The organism is Renibacterium salmoninarum ATCC 33209 (assembly GCF_000018885.1).
Taxonomy (GTDB): Bacteria; Actinomycetota; Actinomycetes; order Actinomycetales; family Micrococcaceae; genus Renibacterium; species Renibacterium salmoninarum.
Genome location: NC_010168.1, coordinates 2720462 through 2738038, shown reverse-complemented (window position 1 = coordinate 2738038; position 17577 = coordinate 2720462). Strand labels below are relative to the sequence as shown.

The following is a 17577-nucleotide window of genomic DNA, read 5'->3' as shown; positions in this document are numbered from 1 at the left end:
CGCTTTAGACGCTCGAGTTGGGCTTCGAGTGACGGAGGGAAACGAAGGAGGCGATGGCACCAAGGAGCGCAACGGCCGCGATGCCAAATGCCATATAGCGAGCTGAATCGACTACAGACGGCGCACCCAGGTTGACCAAGATTCTGGCAAAGGCTGAAGCAACTGCATTGGCAATCAATTGAGTAGTGCTGATGCCCGCTGCGGCTTTGCGGCCTTCCTCTTCATCGTCAGTGCTGCTCATTGCGGCGACGCTGAAGTGCGGGAATGACATACCAATACCGGCACCGGAAACAAACAATATTGCCGCCCAAAGCAGCACAAGCCAGCCATCCGCTGATTGCTGTTTTAGCAGGCCGTAGGCCAGCAAACCGAGAGCTAACAGCAGCGGACCCAGTAGTCGGACGGCTCGCTTTGCCTTTGCGGAGTCCAAATTGACGCTGAACAGTTGCGAAATAGTCCAACCTACCGATAGTGCGGCGCCCAGGAACCCGGCTAGCAACGGCATGAGGCCGCCTAATTCCTGGCCAAAGAGTGGAATGAAAGCTTCGGTCATTGCGCCCGCGCTCAAAGCAGCCAATGTGAGGTAAATCCATTTGAGCTTATTGCCTTTGAGATAGGTAAATTTTGGCAACACGGTGCTGCTTGCTGTGCGATCTCGCAACACAAAGACGACCATCAGCGCAACACCAGCGAGTAACCCACCGATGGTCCACAAACCCCGGGGGAGTACCGAGGTAACGCTGAACATACCGGCTGCCAGCGTGAGCAGGATAAGCGACAGCCACGGTAGCGGCGGGTGTTGAGTTCCCGCATCGGCTTGATGCGATAAAGCGCTTCTGGAGAGGAAAGCTAAGACCAAGCCGACGACGACGAGTAAGCCGAAGGCACCACGCCACCAACCAAGCTGCGCGAACAAGCCACCCAAAGCTGGCCCAATGAGGTTGCCGACGCCCCACACCCCACATGGCTGAGACCAGACCCGCTGCTCTAGTCCAAAGGCGGGCGGGGAGTGCCGAGCGGATCACTGCGAAACCAAGGCCAGCCAATAATCCACCGCCGAAGCCTTGCACGATCCGGCCCAGCAGGAAGATCTGCATGCTCGGGCTCAGCACATTGATCAAAGAACCTGCGGAAAAAATCAGAAAGGCAATCACATAGGCCTTTGACGGCCCGAACGAGCTAAGCAGCCGATTGACTAACATCGATGCAATAACGGAAGCTGCCAAGAACGAAGTGGCGACCCAGGCATAGTATTCGTTGCCGCCGATCTCTAAAATTGCCGATGGCATCAACGCGGCAGTGACGTAGACGTTCATCGCGTAGAGCGCTACGCCGCCAGCAAGTACCAATGCCGCGGCTAAATGTTGTGGTCCGAGCAAGTCTGCCCAACTGCCGGGGCTCGCCTGCTTCTTCGGAGACCGAGGAGCTTGAGCGGTACCGCTTGGGCCTGGCCCATTGGGATCATTCGAAACGAGAGAATCAGTCATGTCTGCTAATCTAGAACCTCAAGCTAACTTGAGGTCAAGAGGTCGTAATGCGCCTAACACCAACAGATCTGCTCAGCGTAGGCGAGGTGGCCGAGCGAACCGGGGCTGCAGTGTCTGCGCTGCACTTTTACGAGAGTCTAGGGCTGATCTCCTCACAGCGAACAAGCGGTAATCAGCGGCGCTACCGGCGCTACACCTTACGGCGAATTTCATTGATTCAAGTGGCTAAGCGGATGGGTATTCCCCTTGCCGAGGTCGCTGAAGTCTTCGAAGCGCTGCCAGATGATCGGATGCCGGCAAAACGCGATTGGCAGCGGATCTCGGCCCGTTGGCGAAAGCATTTGGAAACGCGTCGGCTGGAAATCGAGCAACTTGAGCGCGAGCTGACTGGCTGTATTGGTTGCGGTTGTTTGTCTCTGAGTCGTTGTCGAGTCATTAACCCTGGAGATGCGTTGAGTCAGGAAGGCCCTGGCGCGCGGAAGCTCCCGCCGCTAGATCTAGAAAGCTAGCTCGCAACGCTAGGGTGATTGTTATGAACTTTCCGTTGCAAGGACGCAATGTACTGATCACTGGTGTTTCTCGACGGCGTGGCATTGGCTATGCGATCGCACGCAGGTTTGCTGCCGACGGAGCTAAGATCTTCATTCAGCATTACCGGGCGCATGATGAGCAACAGCAATGGGGTGGCGACGATCTTGCCCAAGTGTGTGCTGGAATTCGGGCCGAGCAGATAGCAGGCGCGCTTTTCGGTGACCTGAGCGCAGACTTGAGCCAGCCGACGTCGGCTGCTGAACTGATCGAAGTTGGTGCCGAAGCGTTAGGCCGCTTAGATATTCTGATCTGCAATCACGCGCGTACCGGGCAAGACGGTTCGATTTTTGACATGACGGCGGAGACCTTGGACGCGCATTGGACGGTCAATGCCCGATCGCCGCTCTTGCTGACTCGATACTTTGCCGAGCAGTTCGCGCCACGGGAAGCAATGCGAACCCAGCCGGGTGTGCAGCAGATTCGAGTGCCACAAGATGAGTTTTCCGCGGGCCGAGTGATCTGGCTGACCTCTGGCCAGATCACTCGGCCCGCGGCCGGGCGAAGTCTCCTATGTGGCCTCAAAATCTGTGCTGGCCGGGCTGACGGCCACAGTAGCTAGCGAGCTGCTTAGTCGCGGAATTATCCTCAACACGGTAAATCCTGGCCCGGTAAATACCGGTTATATGGATCCGGAAACATCGGACCGCCCGCTGGGCGATTTCGACGCTTATCTGAAGACCTTGCCGTTTGGCCGCGTCGGTGTCCCAGAGGATCCGGCACGATTAATTGCGTGGTTGGCCAGCGACGAAGGTCGTTGGATGGTGGGGCAGATACTCAGCACAGAAGGCGGTTTTCGGCTCTAGCGCTCTAAGTGCTGGCTAGTGGAAAAGGGCCGCAACTTTGATGAGCTTCTGCACAATGCCTTAAACAAGTGGTGCGCCAACGAGCAGCCACGCCAAGGTAATAAGCGCCGGTGATGAAGTTTTCATACTGACTCCTGAGTAACGGGGGTTTCATGGAATTTTGCGGCAAAGGGTCGAACAAGAAGGTTGGCGGCGAAGCCGATAACGAGCAGCACCACCATGGTGAATAAGGCGGGCTGATAGTTCGCGGCATGCAAAGTTCCAGGTTTTCCTTGGGCGTCCAAGATCCCGTTGACAATGAGCGGGCCGGCCACTCCGGCGGCAGACCATGCCGTCAATAGTCGGCCATGGATTGCTCCCACTTGAAAGGTGCCAAACAGGTCGCGTAAATAGGCGGGTATCGTGGCAAACCCGCCACCGTAAAAGCTTAAGATAATAAGCGCCAGCACAACAAAGACCAAGGTTGCTGAAGATCCGACTGTGGCTAGTAAGACGTAAAGAATCGCACCCAAACCCAGGTAAAGCATGTAGATTCCCTTGCGGCCAACAACATCCGAAGTGGATGACCAGACAAATCGACCGAGCATATTGCCCAACGACAGCAAGCCGACAAAGCCACCGGCGACCGCCGCGGAAACCGTTGAATTGCCGGCGCTGCCCCGGAAGAAGTCTTGGATCATCGGTGAGGCTTGCTCCAAGATGCCAATGCCAGCCGTGACATTGCAAAAGAGTACAACCCAAAGGAGCCAAAACTGGGGGGTCTTGATGGCGTTCTTGGCAGAAACATTGGCGTTGCTAACTAACGGTCGTTGCTTGAGTTTTTCTGGCTTGAACCCGGCGGGAACCCAGCCGTCAGCGGGAACTCGAATAAAGAAGGCGCCCAGCATCATGTAGACAAAGTAGATTCCGGCCAGGGTCAAGAACAACAAGCCGACGGCGGCGCCGCTCGGAATCCAACTTGCCGCCGTCGAATAATTCGGATCGTAAGCTTGCAAGAGGAAACTCGATAGCGGACTTGCGATGAGCGCACCGCCGCCAAAACCCATAATGGCCATTCCGGTAGCCAAGCCGGGCCGGTCCGGAAACCACTTGATCAGAGTCGATACCGGCGATATGTAGCCGATGCCAAGCCCAATACTGCCAATAACGCCGTAGCCCAGATAGACCAACCAGAGCTGGCCAGTAAAGATGCCCAACGCGCCGACAAGAAAGCCCACTGCCCAGCACACTGCCGAGGTCGCCATCGCCTGCCGCGGCCCGCCTCGGTCCACCCAGGTGCCAAACACTGCGGCAGAGACGCCCAACATCACAATCGCGATCGAGAAGATAATGCCGATCTCAGTCTGACTGACCGCAGCATGCTTAACTAACGCTGTTTTGTACACGCTGGTGGCGTAAGCCTGGCCAATACAAAGGTGAACTGCAAGGGCGGCGGGCGGAATAAGCCAGCGATTAAATCCAGGGGGTGCGATGGTCCGAGATCTTTGTAACCAAGGTATGGTCTTCACAATTCGGCTCCTTTGCCGCCGCAGTCAAATCGGAACAGTTTCAGTTATCTCAGATTGTGCACCTTGGTAGCGATATTTTCCGGGATATTTGCCATATTGTGAGGAACTTTGACTGCATTAGCATCGTTCCCCTTGTTAGGGTGGAAAGATCACTCGCCCGAAATGGAGGACGAATATGGCATACGGTGGAAACCCGGTCTTTGCCAACAACAAAAACTTCAGCAATAAGCCCCCGGTTCCGCAGGCACCTCAGGGCTATGCTCAGCAAGGATACGGCCAACCAGGATTTGGTCAGACTGGCTATGCTTCGCCGCCGCCGGTGTGCACACCCGAGCAGTTGCAGGGCATGTACAACCAGCCGCCAGCGTCGAATGCTCAGATGGGTCGGATGACCTATGACGATGTGCTGATCAAAACGCTCGTGAGCTTTGGCTTAGTCGTCATTGGTGCAGCTATCGGTTGGGCTTTCCCCATCCTGATGCTGCCCGGCGTCATCGTTGGACTGGTCCTTGGTCTGGTGAACTCGTTCAAGCGCGAACCGTCCAAGATTTTGATCCTGGGCTATGCGTTGTTCGAAGGATTCTTCCTAGGCGGCCTTTCCGGTCTATTGGAATCGCGCTTCAGCGGCATCGTCATCCAGGCCGTTCTTGGCACCTTGATTGTCTTCGGCTTGACGCTGGCGCTTTACAAGAGTGGCAAGTTCCGCGCTACGCCCAAGATGACGCGTTTCTTTATGATCGCGTTGGGCGGCTACGCCATATTCAGCCTGGTGAACCTTGGCTTGATGCTGTTCGCCGGCATGGCAAGCCCTTGGGGTGCTCGTGGCATTGTGATTTTTGGCATTCCGCTGGGCGTCATTATTGGTATTTTGGCCGTGGGCTTGGCTGCGTATTCGCTGGTTCTTGATTTCACCTCGATTCAACAGGGCGTGGAAAACCAGCTTCCGGCAAAATACTCCTGGTCCGCAGCGTTCGGTCTGACCGTAACTTTGGTCTGGCTCTACGTGGAAATCATTCGGATTTTGGCTTTACTAAGAGGTAATAACTAGCTGCCTAGGCTTGGCAGCTAGCGAACACCGCAAGATCTAGAAGCGGCCTTGTTGCCAGTGAAGTATTCACTGGCAACAAGGCCACTTTTGTATCTGGAGCCGTGAAGAATCTTGCTGCCCGGCTAAGCTGAGGAAAATATCTAGTAACAGGCGTTAGAGGAGCGACAATTCATGTTCATGGTGACCGCGTTTTCAATCCTAAATATTGTGCTGATTGTCGCGGCGATCATATTGGGCGGCTGGATTTCGGTGCTGCTCATCCAGTTTCTGCAATTGCGAATTCGTCAGCTTCGGCGTGAAGAAGCAAAACTAGATTGAGCCGAGCGAGGCTCAAAGCCTTCGCGCGCCCGGCCCTGGCACGACGTCGAAAGTATTCGGCTGGCCAAAATCTGCGGCCGCAAACTCCGCGTTAACTGCCGCACGGACCCGATCAGCTTCCTGGAGCGGCACTAAATCAATCGCTGAGCCGCCGAAGCCGCCACCAGTCATCCGTGCTCCGATTGCGCCGTTTGCCATTGCCGTAGCTACGGCCAAATCGAGCTCAAGACTGGAAATCTCAAAATCGTCGCGCATTGAAAGATGGCTCTGATCGAGGATCGGACCAATCTGTTCCGGCAATCCGGCGCGCAACAATTCCACCGTTTCCAGCACGCGCTGGTTTTCGGTCACAATGTGTCGCGCTCGCCGAAAGGTCTCTTCATCGAGAACTGTTGCGGCTCGATCCAGCCCGGCCACGGTCAACTCGCGTAAGGATGATAATCCCAGCTCGGCAGCCGCTCGCTCGCAAGACTTACGCCGGTCGGCATAGCCGCCGTCTGCATGGGCGTGTGAGACTTTCGTGTCCATGACCAGGAGGGTCAATCCGGTCGTGGCTAAATCGAGGGGCACCAACCCCGATTCCCGGCTTTGGCAATCCAGAAAGACCGCCTGACCCTCTTGGGCTAGCAAGGAAGCGGACTGATCCAGGATTCCGGTAGGCGCGCCAACCACAGAGTTCTCTGCCCGCTGACCGATGAGAACTAACTCTTCTCGGCTGAGTCCTGCCTCGAGTAATTCATTGAGTGCTAGCGCGATGGCGCATTCCAACGCTGCCGAGGAAGACAACCCTGCCCCAGTCGGCACGGTGGAATCCAGATAGACATCGAAGCCCGGAACGCGGATTCCCTGTTCCTGAAGCGACCACACGACGCCCAAGAGATAAGCCGTCCAGCCGGTTGCCTGGCCAGCATTTTCTACCGTGCTGGTGACCGGTTCAGTGCCAGGACTCGAGGAGATCAGGTTGATTATTGAATCTTGGCGAAGTCGCACCGCAACAGTGGCTTGCCGGTCAATGGCGAAGGGAAGCACAAAACCGTGGTTGTAATCGGTGTGTTCGCCGATCAAATTCACCCGACCGGGGGCTTGCCAGAGCCCATCTGGCGCGTAGCCGAACTCGGTACTGAAAGCTTCTTGAATGGTCATGATCCGGCACCTCGACGGCTTGCGTTGCGCAGCTGATCTGCAATGCGCTCAGGGGTACTGTCATTGATAAAAGCGCCCATTGCTGCTTCACTGCCAGCCAAGAACTTGAGCTTATCCGCGGCTCGGCGGGGCGAGGTGATTTGAAGATGGAGCCTACTAACTGAGCGCAGCTGCGTCGCAATCGGAGCTTGATGCCAGGCGGCAATATACGGTGTGGGGGAGTCATAAACCGTGTCGAGGCGGTGTAAGAGGTCCAAATACATCGGTGCTAGTTCGTCCAGTTCTGCGTCGTTGAGCTCGGAGAGATCCGCAACCTGGCGATGTGGCACCAAATGAACTTCTAACGGACAATGTGCGGCAAAAGGTGCATAGGCGCTGAAATGAGTGCCCTCGGCGATCATCCGTTCACCGGAATCTCGCTCGGATTGTAGAATATGCTCCAGCAAGATCTCATCGTGCAGCTGGTGGTGTTTGAGCGCCGCATTGGCCATCACCTGCGCGCGGGGCGTGAGGTAGGGATAGGCATAGATCTGGCCGTGCGGATGGTTTAGCGTTACCCCGACGTCTTTGCCCCGGTTTTCAAAAGGAAAGACTTGTTGAATTCCCGGCAGTGCGCTGAGCCATTGCGTACGTTGCGCTAGGGCTGCCAAAACCGTCCGGGCCCGCTGCGGGCTCAAGGTTCCAAAAGAACCTTCATGTTCGGAAGTGAACGCGACCACTTCGCAGCGGCCAAACCCCACGCCGGAGGTTCCCCACTCGGGCTGATCCGGTGCCACGCCAACGGCTGGGCCCTGTGAAGGGAATCGGTTTTCAAAGACCACGACGTCGTAGCTGCCGCCTGGAATTTCTGAGAACCTACCGGGCTGGCTTGGACAGAGCGGGCATTGATCAGCTGGTGGTAAATAGGTTCTGCTGCCGCGGTGGGCGGCGACAGCTACCCAATCCCCGGTGAGCGCGTCAAAGCGGATTTGGCCGGTCTCTGAATCAGGTCGCAGCGGCAGCGGTCGTTCATCGTGCTCTGGATGCGGCTGAGCTGATTCGTCGAAATAGATAAGTTCTCGGCCATCGGCCAGCTGAATACTGGTCATTAAAGTGCTCATCGAGCTAAGTCCGATCGTCGTGTTTGTGCAGACGCTGCCGCGATCCTTAGTTCGGCGACGAGCGGGCGGTAAGTTTCCAGTGTTGCCGCGGAGGCGCCGTCGTCGGTGGCCAAAACGTCAACCTCGTCAATCTGGGCAAAACTTGCCAGTGCACGAAGCCCGAATTTGCTGTGGTCTGTCAGCACCACCAGCCGGCCCGAAAATTCAATGAAAGCTGCGTTCGTCTGCGCCTCGGCAAGGTTTGGGCTGCTGAGTCCTCGCATATGAATGCCGTGCACGCCAAGAAAGCAAATATCGACGTTAAGAGTGTTGATTGCCGCGACGCTTAGCGGGCCAACTAGTGCTTCCGACGGCGTTCGTTCACCGCCGGTGACAATAACCGCTGGCTGGCTAGGCAACTGATGGAGAGCTTCAGCAGCTTTGATCGAGTTCGTGATGATAGTTAGCTGATCTATCTGGCCCAGGCAGGTAGCTAGATGGTAAGTCGTCGTGCCGCCTCCCAGCGCGATGGTCATACCGGGTTCAACCAGGCTAAGCGCTTCTCGGGCGATGGCGCGTTTCGCGTCGAGTTGCCGATCCGCCTTAGAGGCGAACCCTGGTTCAACCGAGGTCAAAGCATTGATTCGGCTGGCCCCACCATGGATCTTCTTGAGCAGTTGCTGTTCGTCGAGGATTTCTATATCCCTGCGGACAGTCATTTCGCTGACGTCTAAGGCAGCGGCAAGCCCGGCAACACGCCTTCTCCAATCATCAACCAAATTCAAAGTTATTCAAACAAAATATCAAAAACCTCGCTTTCAGTCTTGGGGCTTGATCTGCTTGATAGGGGTTGTAGCGTGGGTGCATGACCGGAACCTCAGATGCCCTAATCCAGCTATCAAACGGCGGCGGCCAGGCGAGCGTTTCTCGCCTGGCCGCCGCACTTCTGAAGTTATTCGCGTAACGGGGTGCAGCTGACTGAGCCAGCGCTCGATAGTCCGGTTCCACCGATGGGTGCCGGACTGATGCTGGCGCCCTGGCCGAATCGCGTCGAAAATGGGCAATGGATGCTCAACGGGGTTCGGCAGCAGTTAGATATCACCGAGGTTCCGCGTGGGCACGCGATCCATGGCTTACTGCGCAATCAGGAGTATCAAGTTTTGGCGAGCTCCAACGAATCGGTGCTACTTTCTGCCCGCATCTACCCGCATCTACCCGCAACACGGGTACCCGTTTCAAGTTGTTCACGAGGTGGAATTTTCACTCACTGAGCAGGGCTCGCTGACCGTGAAACAAACCTTGATTAACGAGTCGGATCTGCCTGCCCCCGTTGCGCTGGGAGCGCATCCGTATTTGCGGCTAGGTGAAGTGCCAACCGAGAATCTGACCCTGCGGGTGCCCGCGGCAAAATACCTCTCGGTCGATGCGGGACTGATCCCGCGTAGTCACGAGGCGGTTAGCGCTGATAATGATCTTCGTGACGGTGTGCCAGTCTCGCACCTGGATATGGATACCGCCTACACGGCCTTAGAGTTCAACGCTGATGGCGAGACCCGCTGCACCTTAGCTGACTCTGATGGTCGCTGGGTGAGCCTACATCAGAACAATACATGCCAATTTGTGCATATATTTGTCACCGCTGAATTCCCTGGTCGGAATAAAGCGGTGGCAATTGAGCCAATGAGTGCGCCAGCTAACGCTTTTAACACTGGCTACGGGCTTTTTTGCCTCGAATCAGGGGCAAGATTCAGTATCGACTGGGGCATTGATTCACAGCTCTAAGCCGTCATGAAGACCACCTGGTGAACACGAATTTCGTCATTGATGCCTACTGCGGAATGATTGAGCCACTATTGAAGACCAGCTTCAAAACGGTCTCCTGAGCCGAACCACTTCCTAAAATGCGAGTGGAAAAGCAGAAAGAGCAGGACGTGTGAAACCGACAACAGTGCTTTCGCAGTCCCCGGTGAGTCTTGATGATATTTATCAGGCCCAAAAGCTTCTTCTCGGCATTGCCGAGAAGACACCAGTGGAAAGCTCAAGAGCGCTCGGGCGAATTATTGGCTCCGATGTCTTTTTCAAATGTGAAAACCTGCAACGTGCTGGCTCGTTTAAAGTCCGCGGCGCATACGTCCGAATGGCGCGGCTTAGTCTTGAGGATCGTGCTCGTGGGGTAGTCGCGGCCTCAGCTGGCAACCATGCGCAGGGTGTGGCCGTGGCGGCAAAGGCATTGAATATCAAAGCCCGCATTTACATGCCGCTTGGTGTCGCGCTACCCAAATTGGCTGCTACCCGGGGGCATGGTGCAGAGGTCATTCTGCACGGTCACAATGTTGACGAAGCACTAGCCGAGGCGCAACGTTATGCCGAACAAAGCGGCGCAGTCTTTGTGCATCCATTCGACAATGTTGACGTCGTCGCTGGCCAGGGCACCATTGGGCTCGAAATCCTGGAACAGATTCCCGACGTTGAAACCATCGTGATGGGCGTCGGCGGCGGCGGGTTGCTTGCTGGTGTCGCGGTTGCGATCAAGAGTCGCGCGCGTGAGTTGGGCCGAGAAATTCGAATCATTGGTGTGCAGGCAGAAAATGCTGCCGCTTACCCGCCCTCGCTTGCTGCTGACGCGTTAGTTCCGCTGACAAAGGTCTCCACCATGGCCGATGGCATCGCCGTCGGTAGGCCCGGTCAAATTCCGTTCTCGATCATTCGGGAACTGGTCGACGACGTCGTTACCGTCAGTGAAGACTCGCTGGCCCGCGCGTTAATTTTCTTACTTGAACGCTCAAAAATGGTCGTTGAGCCCTCTGGCGCGGTGGGCGTCGCGGCACTTTTGGACGGCACGCTTAACCTGGACGGTGCGAAGCCGGGCACCACTGCAGTGGTGCTATCCGGAGGCAACATCGACCCAATGCTGATGCTCAAAGTGATTCAGCGCGGACTATCGGCAGCCGGCCGATTCATGACGGTTCGAATGCTGCTTGATGATCGCCCTGGTTCCTTGGCCACAATTTCGCGAATCATCGCCGAATCTGACGCGAACGTCACCGGAGTTGATCACACCAGGGTGGGCGGCGCAATCAGCATGGGTGATGTCTCGATCACGGTGAACATGGAGACAAAAGGCCATGAGCATTGTGAACAAGTTTTGCTGAACCTACGCGCTGAAGGATTCCAGCCGATTGTGGTGCACTAATTTCTCTGGGAGAAATGTGTGCTGGCGAGTTAGCCGAGGAAAGGCTTGGCGGAGATGACCTCAACCTTGATGTCCTTGCCGTTGGGTGCCGTGTAGCTGATCTTATCGCCAGCTTTATGGCCTTGAATCGCGGCACCCAGCGGTGACTTCTCGCTGAAAACATCGAGATCGGTATCGCCCGCTACTTCGCGGCTGCCGAGCAAGAAAGTGGTCTTTTCGTTGGCAATCTTCGCGACGACCAGCATGCCCGGCTCAACAACACCGTTATCTTCCGGCGATTCACCAACGTGCGCGTCACGCAACAGTTCGGTGAGTTGGCGGATGCGGGCCTCGATCTTGCCCTGCTCTTCTTTAGCCGCGTGGTAGCCGCCGTTTTCTTTCAGGTCACCTTCTGAGCGAGCTTGCTCGATCTTCTTAACCACTTCAGCCCGTCCGGGTCCGGAAAGCTGTTCCAGCTCGCCTTGTAGACGGTTGAAAGCTTCCTGGGTGAGCCAGGCGGTGGGAGCGCTAGGGGTAGACACGGATGTCCTCCTCGTGGTTGCTAGATGCTTGCGTCTACAAGCAAATACCCCGCCTGCAGTGACTGTCAGTGATTCGTGACAGCCCGCTAAGCGGGGAGAAGATATTGATTAATTGTAGGCAAGACGTTGGAATAACCCAAGACCTGTTCGCCCTCAGCGTGTCTTCTCCGCTGAATTCGAGACGGATCCAAGGGAAAAAATCAATCAGCTTTTCGCGATCCAGCAGCTGTCGATTGTTGCCGAGACAGCCAACGAATCGGTTCGCAGCGCGACTTTTTGGTTCGAGGTTGCCGGACCTGCAGTATCTGCCGGAATTGAGACTATCTGCCAACCAACTACGGCAAATGAGTTATCTAGGGCTTGAACAGCGCACTGAGCGGTAGCTTCTGTGGGCTTAGTGACCTGAAACTCGACAACCGTTTGAGCTGCGTCCGTAACTGAGTAACCCAATAATTTATTGTCCGCCCCGGGGCCTCGGCCAAAAGTGAGCCAACTGACGAATAACACCACCAGCACTGCAGCCACACTGATCAACCAGATCTTGTTCCGGCGACTGAGTTTGTTGCGGGTGCGACCGTAACGGTTGGCTAAATTCTCAGCTGTCGGCGAGTTCGGAGACGACATTGGGAATACCTCGGGCCTCTTCTGTGATTGATTCAGTTGGTTCCTGGACAAGCAGGCGGTAATGTCCAGTCTAGTTCGCAGCAGAGCAGCTGTCCGCATTGGCCGCCGCTTCGAGGGCCACACGTTGGCTCGCAATAATCCCAAGAGAAGTGAAGGAAATGCCTGGCATGGCTGAAACAGCAGCATCGGAAACCGGTCTGCGGTTGCTCGCGGTCCACGCTCATCCCGACGACGAGTCGAGTAAGGGCGCCGCAATGATGGCCAGCTATCTCAACCAAGGCGTCCGCGTCATGGTTGCTAGCTGTACGGGTGGAGAGCGCGGCGGTATTCAGAATCCTGCGATGGAGGGCGATGCGCATTCAACACGAGATATGGCTGGGGCGCGACGGTTGGAAATGGCTGCGGCTGCAAAGATTCTGGGCGTAGAACACCGGTGGCTAGGCTTTGTCGATTCGGGCTTACCTGAAGGCGACCCGCTGCCGGCGCTACCTTTTGGTGCCTTTGCCACGCTGCCGTTGGAGCAAGCTGCCGCGCCCTTGATCCGCCTAGTACGTGAATTCAGGCCGCACGTAATTGTCAGTTACGACGAAAATGGTGGCTACGGTCATCCGGATCACATCATGGCGCATTTGCTCGCGGTAGAGGCGTTTCACGCCGCCGGAGATCCTGAGCGTTACCCAGGCACCGGTGCGGCCTGGGAGCCGTCCAAGCTTTACTACGATTTGGCGTTCAACCAGCAACGATTCCGGGCGCTGCACTTTGCTTTGGTAGAAGCTGGTTTGCAATCACCCTATGCGCAGTTCATTGCCGCAGAGCAGGAATCTACTGCAGACGGCAGCGGTATGCCGCCGGAGTTACACCCGACCACGAGCCATGTCGATTGCGGCGAGTATTTCGATCTGCGCGATCGTGCGCTCAAGGCCCATGCCACGCAGGTGGACCCGGAAGGCTTCTTCTTCCGAGTCTCCACGGAATTCCAGAGCAAAGTCTGGCCTTGGGAGGACTATTCACTCATCGAATCGCGAGTGCAGACCGAATTGCCCGAGCATGATTTATTCGCTGGCCTGTGCTGATTCCCGCTTATTTTCTACCGCTTGTCGAAAAGTTGTCGAGATTCGGCTAGCTGGATTTCCAAACTAGTGCCCTGACGCGGGATAATGGCTAGATGCTGCCATTGATCATGCTGCTCGACGCCACCTCCAGCTCCAGCGATTCCTCTTCGCTCAAGCCCGGATTGAGCGCGGATCAGGTCAGCCCAGGCTTCCTGGGCTTCCTCTTTACGTTTTTTGTGGTGGGCATCATGGCCTTTTTGATCGTGGATATGGTGCGGCGGATTCGGCGCGTGCGTTACCGCGCCCAGGTGGCCGGTGATCTTGAGGCCAACAGTCCCACCGATGCCGAGCTCGACGCTGGAGCGCCAACTGATCCGAGCCAGCCAGCCTCGGACCCGGAGGCTCAGACCAAAAACCAGCAGCCGCAGCATGGCTCGCGCCGGCACTAACGCGCTTTCGGGTGAAGAATCCGCCTATTTGCGCCAGCACGCCGATCACCCCGTACACTGGCAACCTTTTGGCGACGAAGCCTTCGCTGCCGCCCAACAAAGCGGCGTGCCAATTTTCCTGTCCGTTGGTTATGCAGCGTGTCACTGGTGTCATGTGATGGCACACGAATCTTTCGATGACCCGGTATTAGCCGAATACCTCAATGAGCACTTTGTCTCGGTCAAGGTTGACCGAGAAGAACGCCCCGACGTCGACGCGGTCTATATGGCGGCCACGCAAGCGATGAGCGGCGAAGGCGGCTGGCCGATGAGTGTTTTCTTGACCCCTGAGGGGCAGGCCTTCCACGCTGGGACCTATTTCCCGCCCCGGCCGCTAGCCGGTAGACCGTCTTTCCGTGAAGTTTTGGCCGCGGTCAATGAGGTGTGGACAGAGCGCCGAGCGGAAGTCTACGAATCCGCTGGCCAATTAGCTACTGCCTTGACTGGCCGCCCGGTGGCTCTTGGCAAGTCAGACGAGCTGGACGCCGTCGAACTTCTGCACAGTTCGGTGCGCAAACTGGCCGAACAAGAAGACCCCGATTTTGCTGGCTTTGGCCGGGCACCAAAATTTCCGCCATCGCCCGTTTTAGGGTTTCGGCTAAGAGCTACTGCGGATCAAGGCCTGACCGCTACCGAAGCGCGCGCAATGGCGGCAAGGACCTTAGCTGCGATGGCCAACTCTTCGTTGCAAGATCAACTAGCGGGCGGCTTTGCCCGCTATTCAGTGACCGCGGATTGGTCGTTGCCGCATTACGAAAAGATGCTTTACGACAATGCCCAGCTTTTGCGTCGCTATGCCGAATGGCTGAAGTTGCCGCAGGGCGCAGATTACCCGCCGGTAGAAGCCCAGCAGGTGCTTCGAGCTACCGCCGATTTCATGATCGCTGAGCTGCTGCGTGCAGACGGCGCTTTCGCTTCATCGCTCGATGCGGATTCCATCTCTGGTGCCTCTGGCGCGTTGCACGAAGGCGCTGCGTATACCTGGACGAAGGCGGCTTTGATCGAGGCGTTAGGACAGGACGACGGTGTGCGACTAGCGGACCTGATGAACATCGGGGAAACCGAGGCGCCATTGCACCCTGGTCGCGAACTTAGCCGCTTGGATCGGCAATTTTTAGATGCCATTCGGCCCACCTTGCTGAGTAACCGAGCCAGCCGACCGCAGCCTGCCCTTGATGAAAAGGCTGTTGCCGGCTGGAATGGCTTGGCAGTCGGCTCGCTAGTTGAAGCCTGGGCGGTAACTGATGAACCGCGCTACCTAGCTGCGGTAATCCGGGCAGCTGAGACATTGCTGCAGACACACTGGCGGGGCGGGGTGCTTACTCGGCTAACTGGCGGCAGCCGGCCGGGACTATTGGAGGATTACGCCTGGTGCGCTGAAGGATATTTTCTTCTTTACTCAGCAACCGGAGATCCGCGCTGGTACCAAATCGCCGAAGATATCCTGCTCGCGGCCAGCCAAGCGTTTGTTAGCGCAAACGGGGTTATTGATGCCATCCCAGTATCTGCCGAACTACTTCGGGCCCAGGGCGGCGTACAGGGTGCTGATCCAATGGACAATGCCACCCCGAGCGGTGTTGCGGCATTCGCTGAAGTGCTCGTTCGTTACGCTGCGCTCAGCGGATCATTCGAGCATCGAGAGCTTACTGAAAAGATCCTCGCTCAGCTCAGCCCGCTAGCCGAGCGAGTGCCGCGTGCTATGGGGGCGGTATTGGGAACCTTGCTCGCCGTTGATTCGGAGCCGTGGGAAGTCGCCGTTGTTGGCGAACAAGGCGCTGCCGAGCTGCTCAAAGTTGCTCGAATGATCCCGTTGCCCGGCTTGGTCATTGCGCCCTCCGGGCGAACAGTGTTAGCGGACGAGGAGCTTGTGCCGCTACTTCGTGGCCGTGGCCTTGGTCCTGCTGGCGAAGCCGCGGCGTACCTGTGCCAAGGGATGGTCTGCCAGCGGCCGACGTCGGGGCCTGCCGAGCTTGCCGCTGAATTAGCGGCGGCTCCCCGCTAACGAGCTGGTTCAGGGCTGAGTGAAGACCGCGAACATGATCGCAATGAAGTGGCAGGTAAAGCCAACCACGGTGAAGGTGTGGAAAAACTCATGAAAACCGAAATGCGCCTTGCTGAAGTTGGGTCTCTTGATGCCGTAGAAAACTGCGCCAGCGATGTAAAAGGCGCCGCCAACGCAGATCAAAATACCGGCTGGGATACTGGCGGCGAAGAAATCTGGGATGAAGAACAATGAGGCTAGGCCCATGGCGACGTAGATGGGCACATAGAGCCAGCGTGGTGCATGCACCCAAAGCACCCGGAAGGCTACGCCAGCTACCGCGGCAATCCAGATTGACCAGAGGAGGAGTGCGGCTTTCCCCTCTGGTAGCAAGAGCCCTGCCAAAGGGGTGTAGGTGCCAGCAATCACCAGCATGATGTTGGTGTGGTCCAGGCGCTTGAGTACCGCCTTGACCTTGGGTGACCAATTGCCACGATGATATGTGGCGCTGACGCCAAATAATAGTATTCCAGTAAAGGCATATATCGCGGACGCTACCTTACCCCAGAAGGTGGGGGCTACGCAGATCAAGACGATTCCCGCCGCGATTGCTAGTGGAGTTGCGCCCAAATGGATCCAGCCGCGCCAGCTGGGCTTGGCCAGGGCCGGCACAATTTCGGGCTCGTTGGTGCTGCCGTTTAGTGGGGCGTGGGCGGTACGGCTCATAGCTAAATTCTAGCTTACGGATTCGTAGGTTACTGGGGAGTAACATTTGAGTTCGCTGAGTTGGCGCTGATGGCGGGTAATCTAGAGTCGGCGCGTGTGAACGAAGGGATCGCTCACTGCCGCATCGTAGGAAGGCAGGAAGCCAGCAATGCCCGTGAAGCTGCCGCATCTGCTGTACAACTTTTACGAGCGCAGGTTAGCAAAATCGCTCAAAGGCCAAAAAATTCCGGCGCACGTCGCGATCGTGGTGGATGGCAATCGACGTTGGGCCAAGCAGTTCAATGCCACAACCGGGCATGGACATCAGGCCGGCGTAGAAAAGATTCATGAATTTCTTGGTTGGTGCCAAGACTTCGGCGTCAAAACCCTGACGATTTATATGCTGTCCACTGAGAACGTCAATCGATCAAAAGAGGAGCTCGACGAGCTTCTGGGCATCATTGCGACACTGATGGACCGGCTTGAATCTGATAAAGCAATTAGCGTCAGCGCCATGGGAGCACCCGAGCTACTGCCAGATTACTTAGCTGAGCGGCTGATTCGGCTGACCCAGCACAAGCCGGCGAGCGAAAAGCTGCACATCAATCTCGCCGTCGGCTATGGTGGGCGTCGAGAAATTGTCGACGCCGTGCGCGGTCTGCTTCGCGAGGCGGTGACCGAAGGCAAGGACATTGGCGAACTTGCCCAAGAACTCGACGTCGAGGATATCTCCCGTTACCTGTACACCTCGGGCCAGCCAGATCCGGATCTTTTCATCCGGACTTCAGGCGAACAACGGCTGTCCGGGTTCTTGCTTTGGCAGAGCGCGTATAGCGAGATGTATTTCTGCGAAGTGCTGTGGCCGGCGTTCCGTAAGGTCGATTTCCTCCGGGCCCTTCGCGACTACGCGGGCCGGCACCGGCGTTACGGATTTTGAGCTTAGTTTTTGAGATAAGCACTGTTCACAAATAGTTAACCGACATGCCGTCTGTTGGGTACCGGAGCGCTAGGATTCCAGGCGTAGATTTTGTCTCAT

The 17577-nt window shown here is 56.6% G+C and carries 20 protein-coding genes and 1 pseudogene; 12 read left to right on the top strand and 9 right to left on the bottom strand.

Annotation, left to right across the window (positions count from 1 at the left end; genetic code table 11):
- Positions 1-4: 4 nt before the first annotated feature.
- Together RSAL33209_RS18955 and RSAL33209_RS20115 are read right to left on the bottom strand one after the other, a co-directional pair.
- Positions 5-958: an MFS transporter gene (locus RSAL33209_RS18955; RefSeq protein ID WP_012246429.1), complete on the bottom strand. Its 954-nt coding sequence runs from the start codon at positions 956-958 to the stop codon at positions 5-7.
- Between the two features lie 52 nt (positions 959-1010).
- A pseudogene (locus tag RSAL33209_RS20115) lies at positions 1011-1289 on the bottom strand (MFS transporter); the annotation flags it as partial.
- Between the two features lie 245 nt (positions 1290-1534).
- Here RSAL33209_RS20115 and soxR point away from each other — a divergent pair.
- Genes soxR through RSAL33209_RS19380 form a run of 3 tightly spaced genes read left to right on the top strand, consistent with a single transcriptional unit; the run spans position 1535 to position 2881 of the window.
- Complete coding sequence (gene soxR, locus RSAL33209_RS13470; RefSeq protein WP_012246428.1) at positions 1535-1996, top strand: redox-sensitive transcriptional activator SoxR; 462 nt, start codon at positions 1535-1537, stop codon at positions 1994-1996.
- Positions 1997-2019: 23 nt separating this feature from the next.
- Positions 2020-2637 carry an SDR family oxidoreductase gene (locus RSAL33209_RS13465; RefSeq protein WP_267895909.1) on the top strand — a complete coding sequence of 206 codons (618 nt, stop codon included), beginning with the start codon at positions 2020-2022 and terminating at the stop codon, positions 2635-2637.
- Entirely contained in the window at positions 2591-2881 is a 291-nt protein-coding gene (locus RSAL33209_RS19380; protein WP_267895908.1) for an SDR family oxidoreductase, read from the top strand. The genes RSAL33209_RS13465 and RSAL33209_RS19380 overlap by 47 nt, the downstream gene beginning before the upstream one ends.
- Before the next feature lie 122 nt (positions 2882-3003).
- Here RSAL33209_RS19380 and RSAL33209_RS13460 read toward each other — a convergent pair whose 3' ends face one another.
- Positions 3004-4380 (bottom strand): OFA family MFS transporter, encoded by a 1377-nt coding sequence (locus RSAL33209_RS13460; RefSeq protein WP_041685820.1) that lies wholly within the window; start codon positions 4378-4380, stop codon positions 3004-3006.
- Between the two features lie 184 nt (positions 4381-4564).
- Here RSAL33209_RS13460 and RSAL33209_RS13455 point away from each other — a divergent pair, with 184 nt between their 5' ends.
- Entirely contained in the window at positions 4565-5437 is an 873-nt protein-coding gene (locus tag RSAL33209_RS13455) for a Bax inhibitor-1/YccA family membrane protein (protein ID WP_012246424.1), read from the top strand.
- A gap of 171 nt (positions 5438-5608) precedes the next feature.
- On the top strand, positions 5609-5755 hold the full coding sequence (locus tag RSAL33209_RS17645) for a hypothetical protein (protein ID WP_012246423.1): 147 nt from the start codon (positions 5609-5611) through the stop codon (positions 5753-5755).
- A gap of 12 nt (positions 5756-5767) precedes the next feature.
- Here the strand turns inward: RSAL33209_RS17645 and galK are convergent, their stop codons facing one another.
- The 3 genes from galK to RSAL33209_RS13440 are packed head-to-tail and all read right to left on the bottom strand — an operon-like array spanning position 5768 to position 8756.
- On the bottom strand, positions 5768-6898 hold the full coding sequence (gene galK, locus RSAL33209_RS13450; protein ID WP_012246422.1) for a galactokinase: 1131 nt from the start codon (positions 6896-6898) through the stop codon (positions 5768-5770).
- Positions 6895-7998, bottom strand: a complete 1104-nt coding sequence (gene galT / locus RSAL33209_RS13445) for a galactose-1-phosphate uridylyltransferase (protein WP_012246421.1) — start codon at positions 7996-7998, stop codon at positions 6895-6897. Before galT ends, galK begins: the two co-directional genes overlap by 4 nt.
- Entirely contained in the window at positions 7995-8756 is a 762-nt protein-coding gene (locus tag RSAL33209_RS13440; RefSeq protein ID WP_233494212.1) for a DeoR/GlpR family DNA-binding transcription regulator, read from the bottom strand. Before RSAL33209_RS13440 ends, galT begins: the two co-directional genes overlap by 4 nt.
- Before the next feature lie 189 nt (positions 8757-8945).
- On the opposite strand from RSAL33209_RS13440, the gene RSAL33209_RS19375 reads away from it, so the two are divergent.
- The 3 genes from RSAL33209_RS19375 to ilvA all read left to right on the top strand — a co-directional run bounded on the left by RSAL33209_RS19375 (position 8946) and on the right by ilvA (position 11170).
- Positions 8946-9248 carry an aldose epimerase family protein gene (locus RSAL33209_RS19375; protein ID WP_267895907.1) on the top strand — a complete coding sequence of 101 codons (303 nt, stop codon included), beginning with the start codon at positions 8946-8948 and terminating at the stop codon, positions 9246-9248.
- A complete protein-coding gene (locus RSAL33209_RS13435; RefSeq protein WP_267895906.1) occupies positions 9229-9759 on the top strand; it encodes an aldose epimerase family protein in 531 nt (176 codons plus the stop codon). The genes RSAL33209_RS19375 and RSAL33209_RS13435 overlap by 20 nt, the downstream gene beginning before the upstream one ends.
- Positions 9760-9910: 151 nt before the next feature.
- Complete coding sequence (gene ilvA, locus RSAL33209_RS13430) at positions 9911-11170, top strand: threonine ammonia-lyase (protein WP_012246418.1); 1260 nt, start codon at positions 9911-9913, stop codon at positions 11168-11170.
- Positions 11171-11199: 29 nt separating this feature from the next.
- On the opposite strand, the gene greA is transcribed toward ilvA, so the two are convergent.
- The gene (greA, locus tag RSAL33209_RS13425; protein ID WP_012246417.1) at positions 11200-11691 is read right to left on the bottom strand and encodes a transcription elongation factor GreA; all 492 of its coding nucleotides are present in this window, start codon (positions 11689-11691) and stop codon (positions 11200-11202) included.
- A 204-nt stretch (positions 11692-11895) separates the two neighbouring features.
- Positions 11896-12315, bottom strand: a complete 420-nt coding sequence (locus tag RSAL33209_RS17225; RefSeq protein WP_041684819.1) for a DUF4307 domain-containing protein — start codon at positions 12313-12315, stop codon at positions 11896-11898.
- 167 nt (positions 12316-12482) lie between these two features.
- Here RSAL33209_RS17225 and mca point away from each other — a divergent pair, with 167 nt between their 5' ends.
- The 3 genes from mca (at position 12483) to RSAL33209_RS13405 (ending at position 15857) form a co-directional block, all read left to right on the top strand.
- Positions 12483-13388, top strand: coding sequence for a mycothiol conjugate amidase Mca (gene mca / locus RSAL33209_RS13415; RefSeq protein WP_041685818.1), 906 nt, complete (start codon positions 12483-12485; stop codon positions 13386-13388).
- Between the two features lie 92 nt (positions 13389-13480).
- A complete protein-coding gene (locus RSAL33209_RS13410; protein WP_041684818.1) occupies positions 13481-13816 on the top strand; it encodes a hypothetical protein in 336 nt (111 codons plus the stop codon).
- Entirely contained in the window at positions 13797-15857 is a 2061-nt protein-coding gene (locus RSAL33209_RS13405) for a thioredoxin domain-containing protein (protein WP_012246415.1), read from the top strand. The genes RSAL33209_RS13410 and RSAL33209_RS13405 overlap by 20 nt, the downstream gene beginning before the upstream one ends.
- A gap of 9 nt (positions 15858-15866) precedes the next feature.
- On the opposite strand, the gene trhA is transcribed toward RSAL33209_RS13405, so the two are convergent.
- Positions 15867-16562 carry a PAQR family membrane homeostasis protein TrhA gene (gene trhA / locus RSAL33209_RS13400; protein ID WP_012246413.1) on the bottom strand — a complete coding sequence of 232 codons (696 nt, stop codon included), beginning with the start codon at positions 16560-16562 and terminating at the stop codon, positions 15867-15869.
- Between the two features lie 148 nt (positions 16563-16710).
- Between trhA and RSAL33209_RS13395 the strand changes: the two genes are divergently transcribed.
- Positions 16711-17478: an isoprenyl transferase gene (locus RSAL33209_RS13395; protein ID WP_012246412.1), complete on the top strand. Its 768-nt coding sequence runs from the start codon at positions 16711-16713 to the stop codon at positions 17476-17478.
- The last annotated feature ends 99 nt before the right edge of the window (positions 17479-17577 follow it).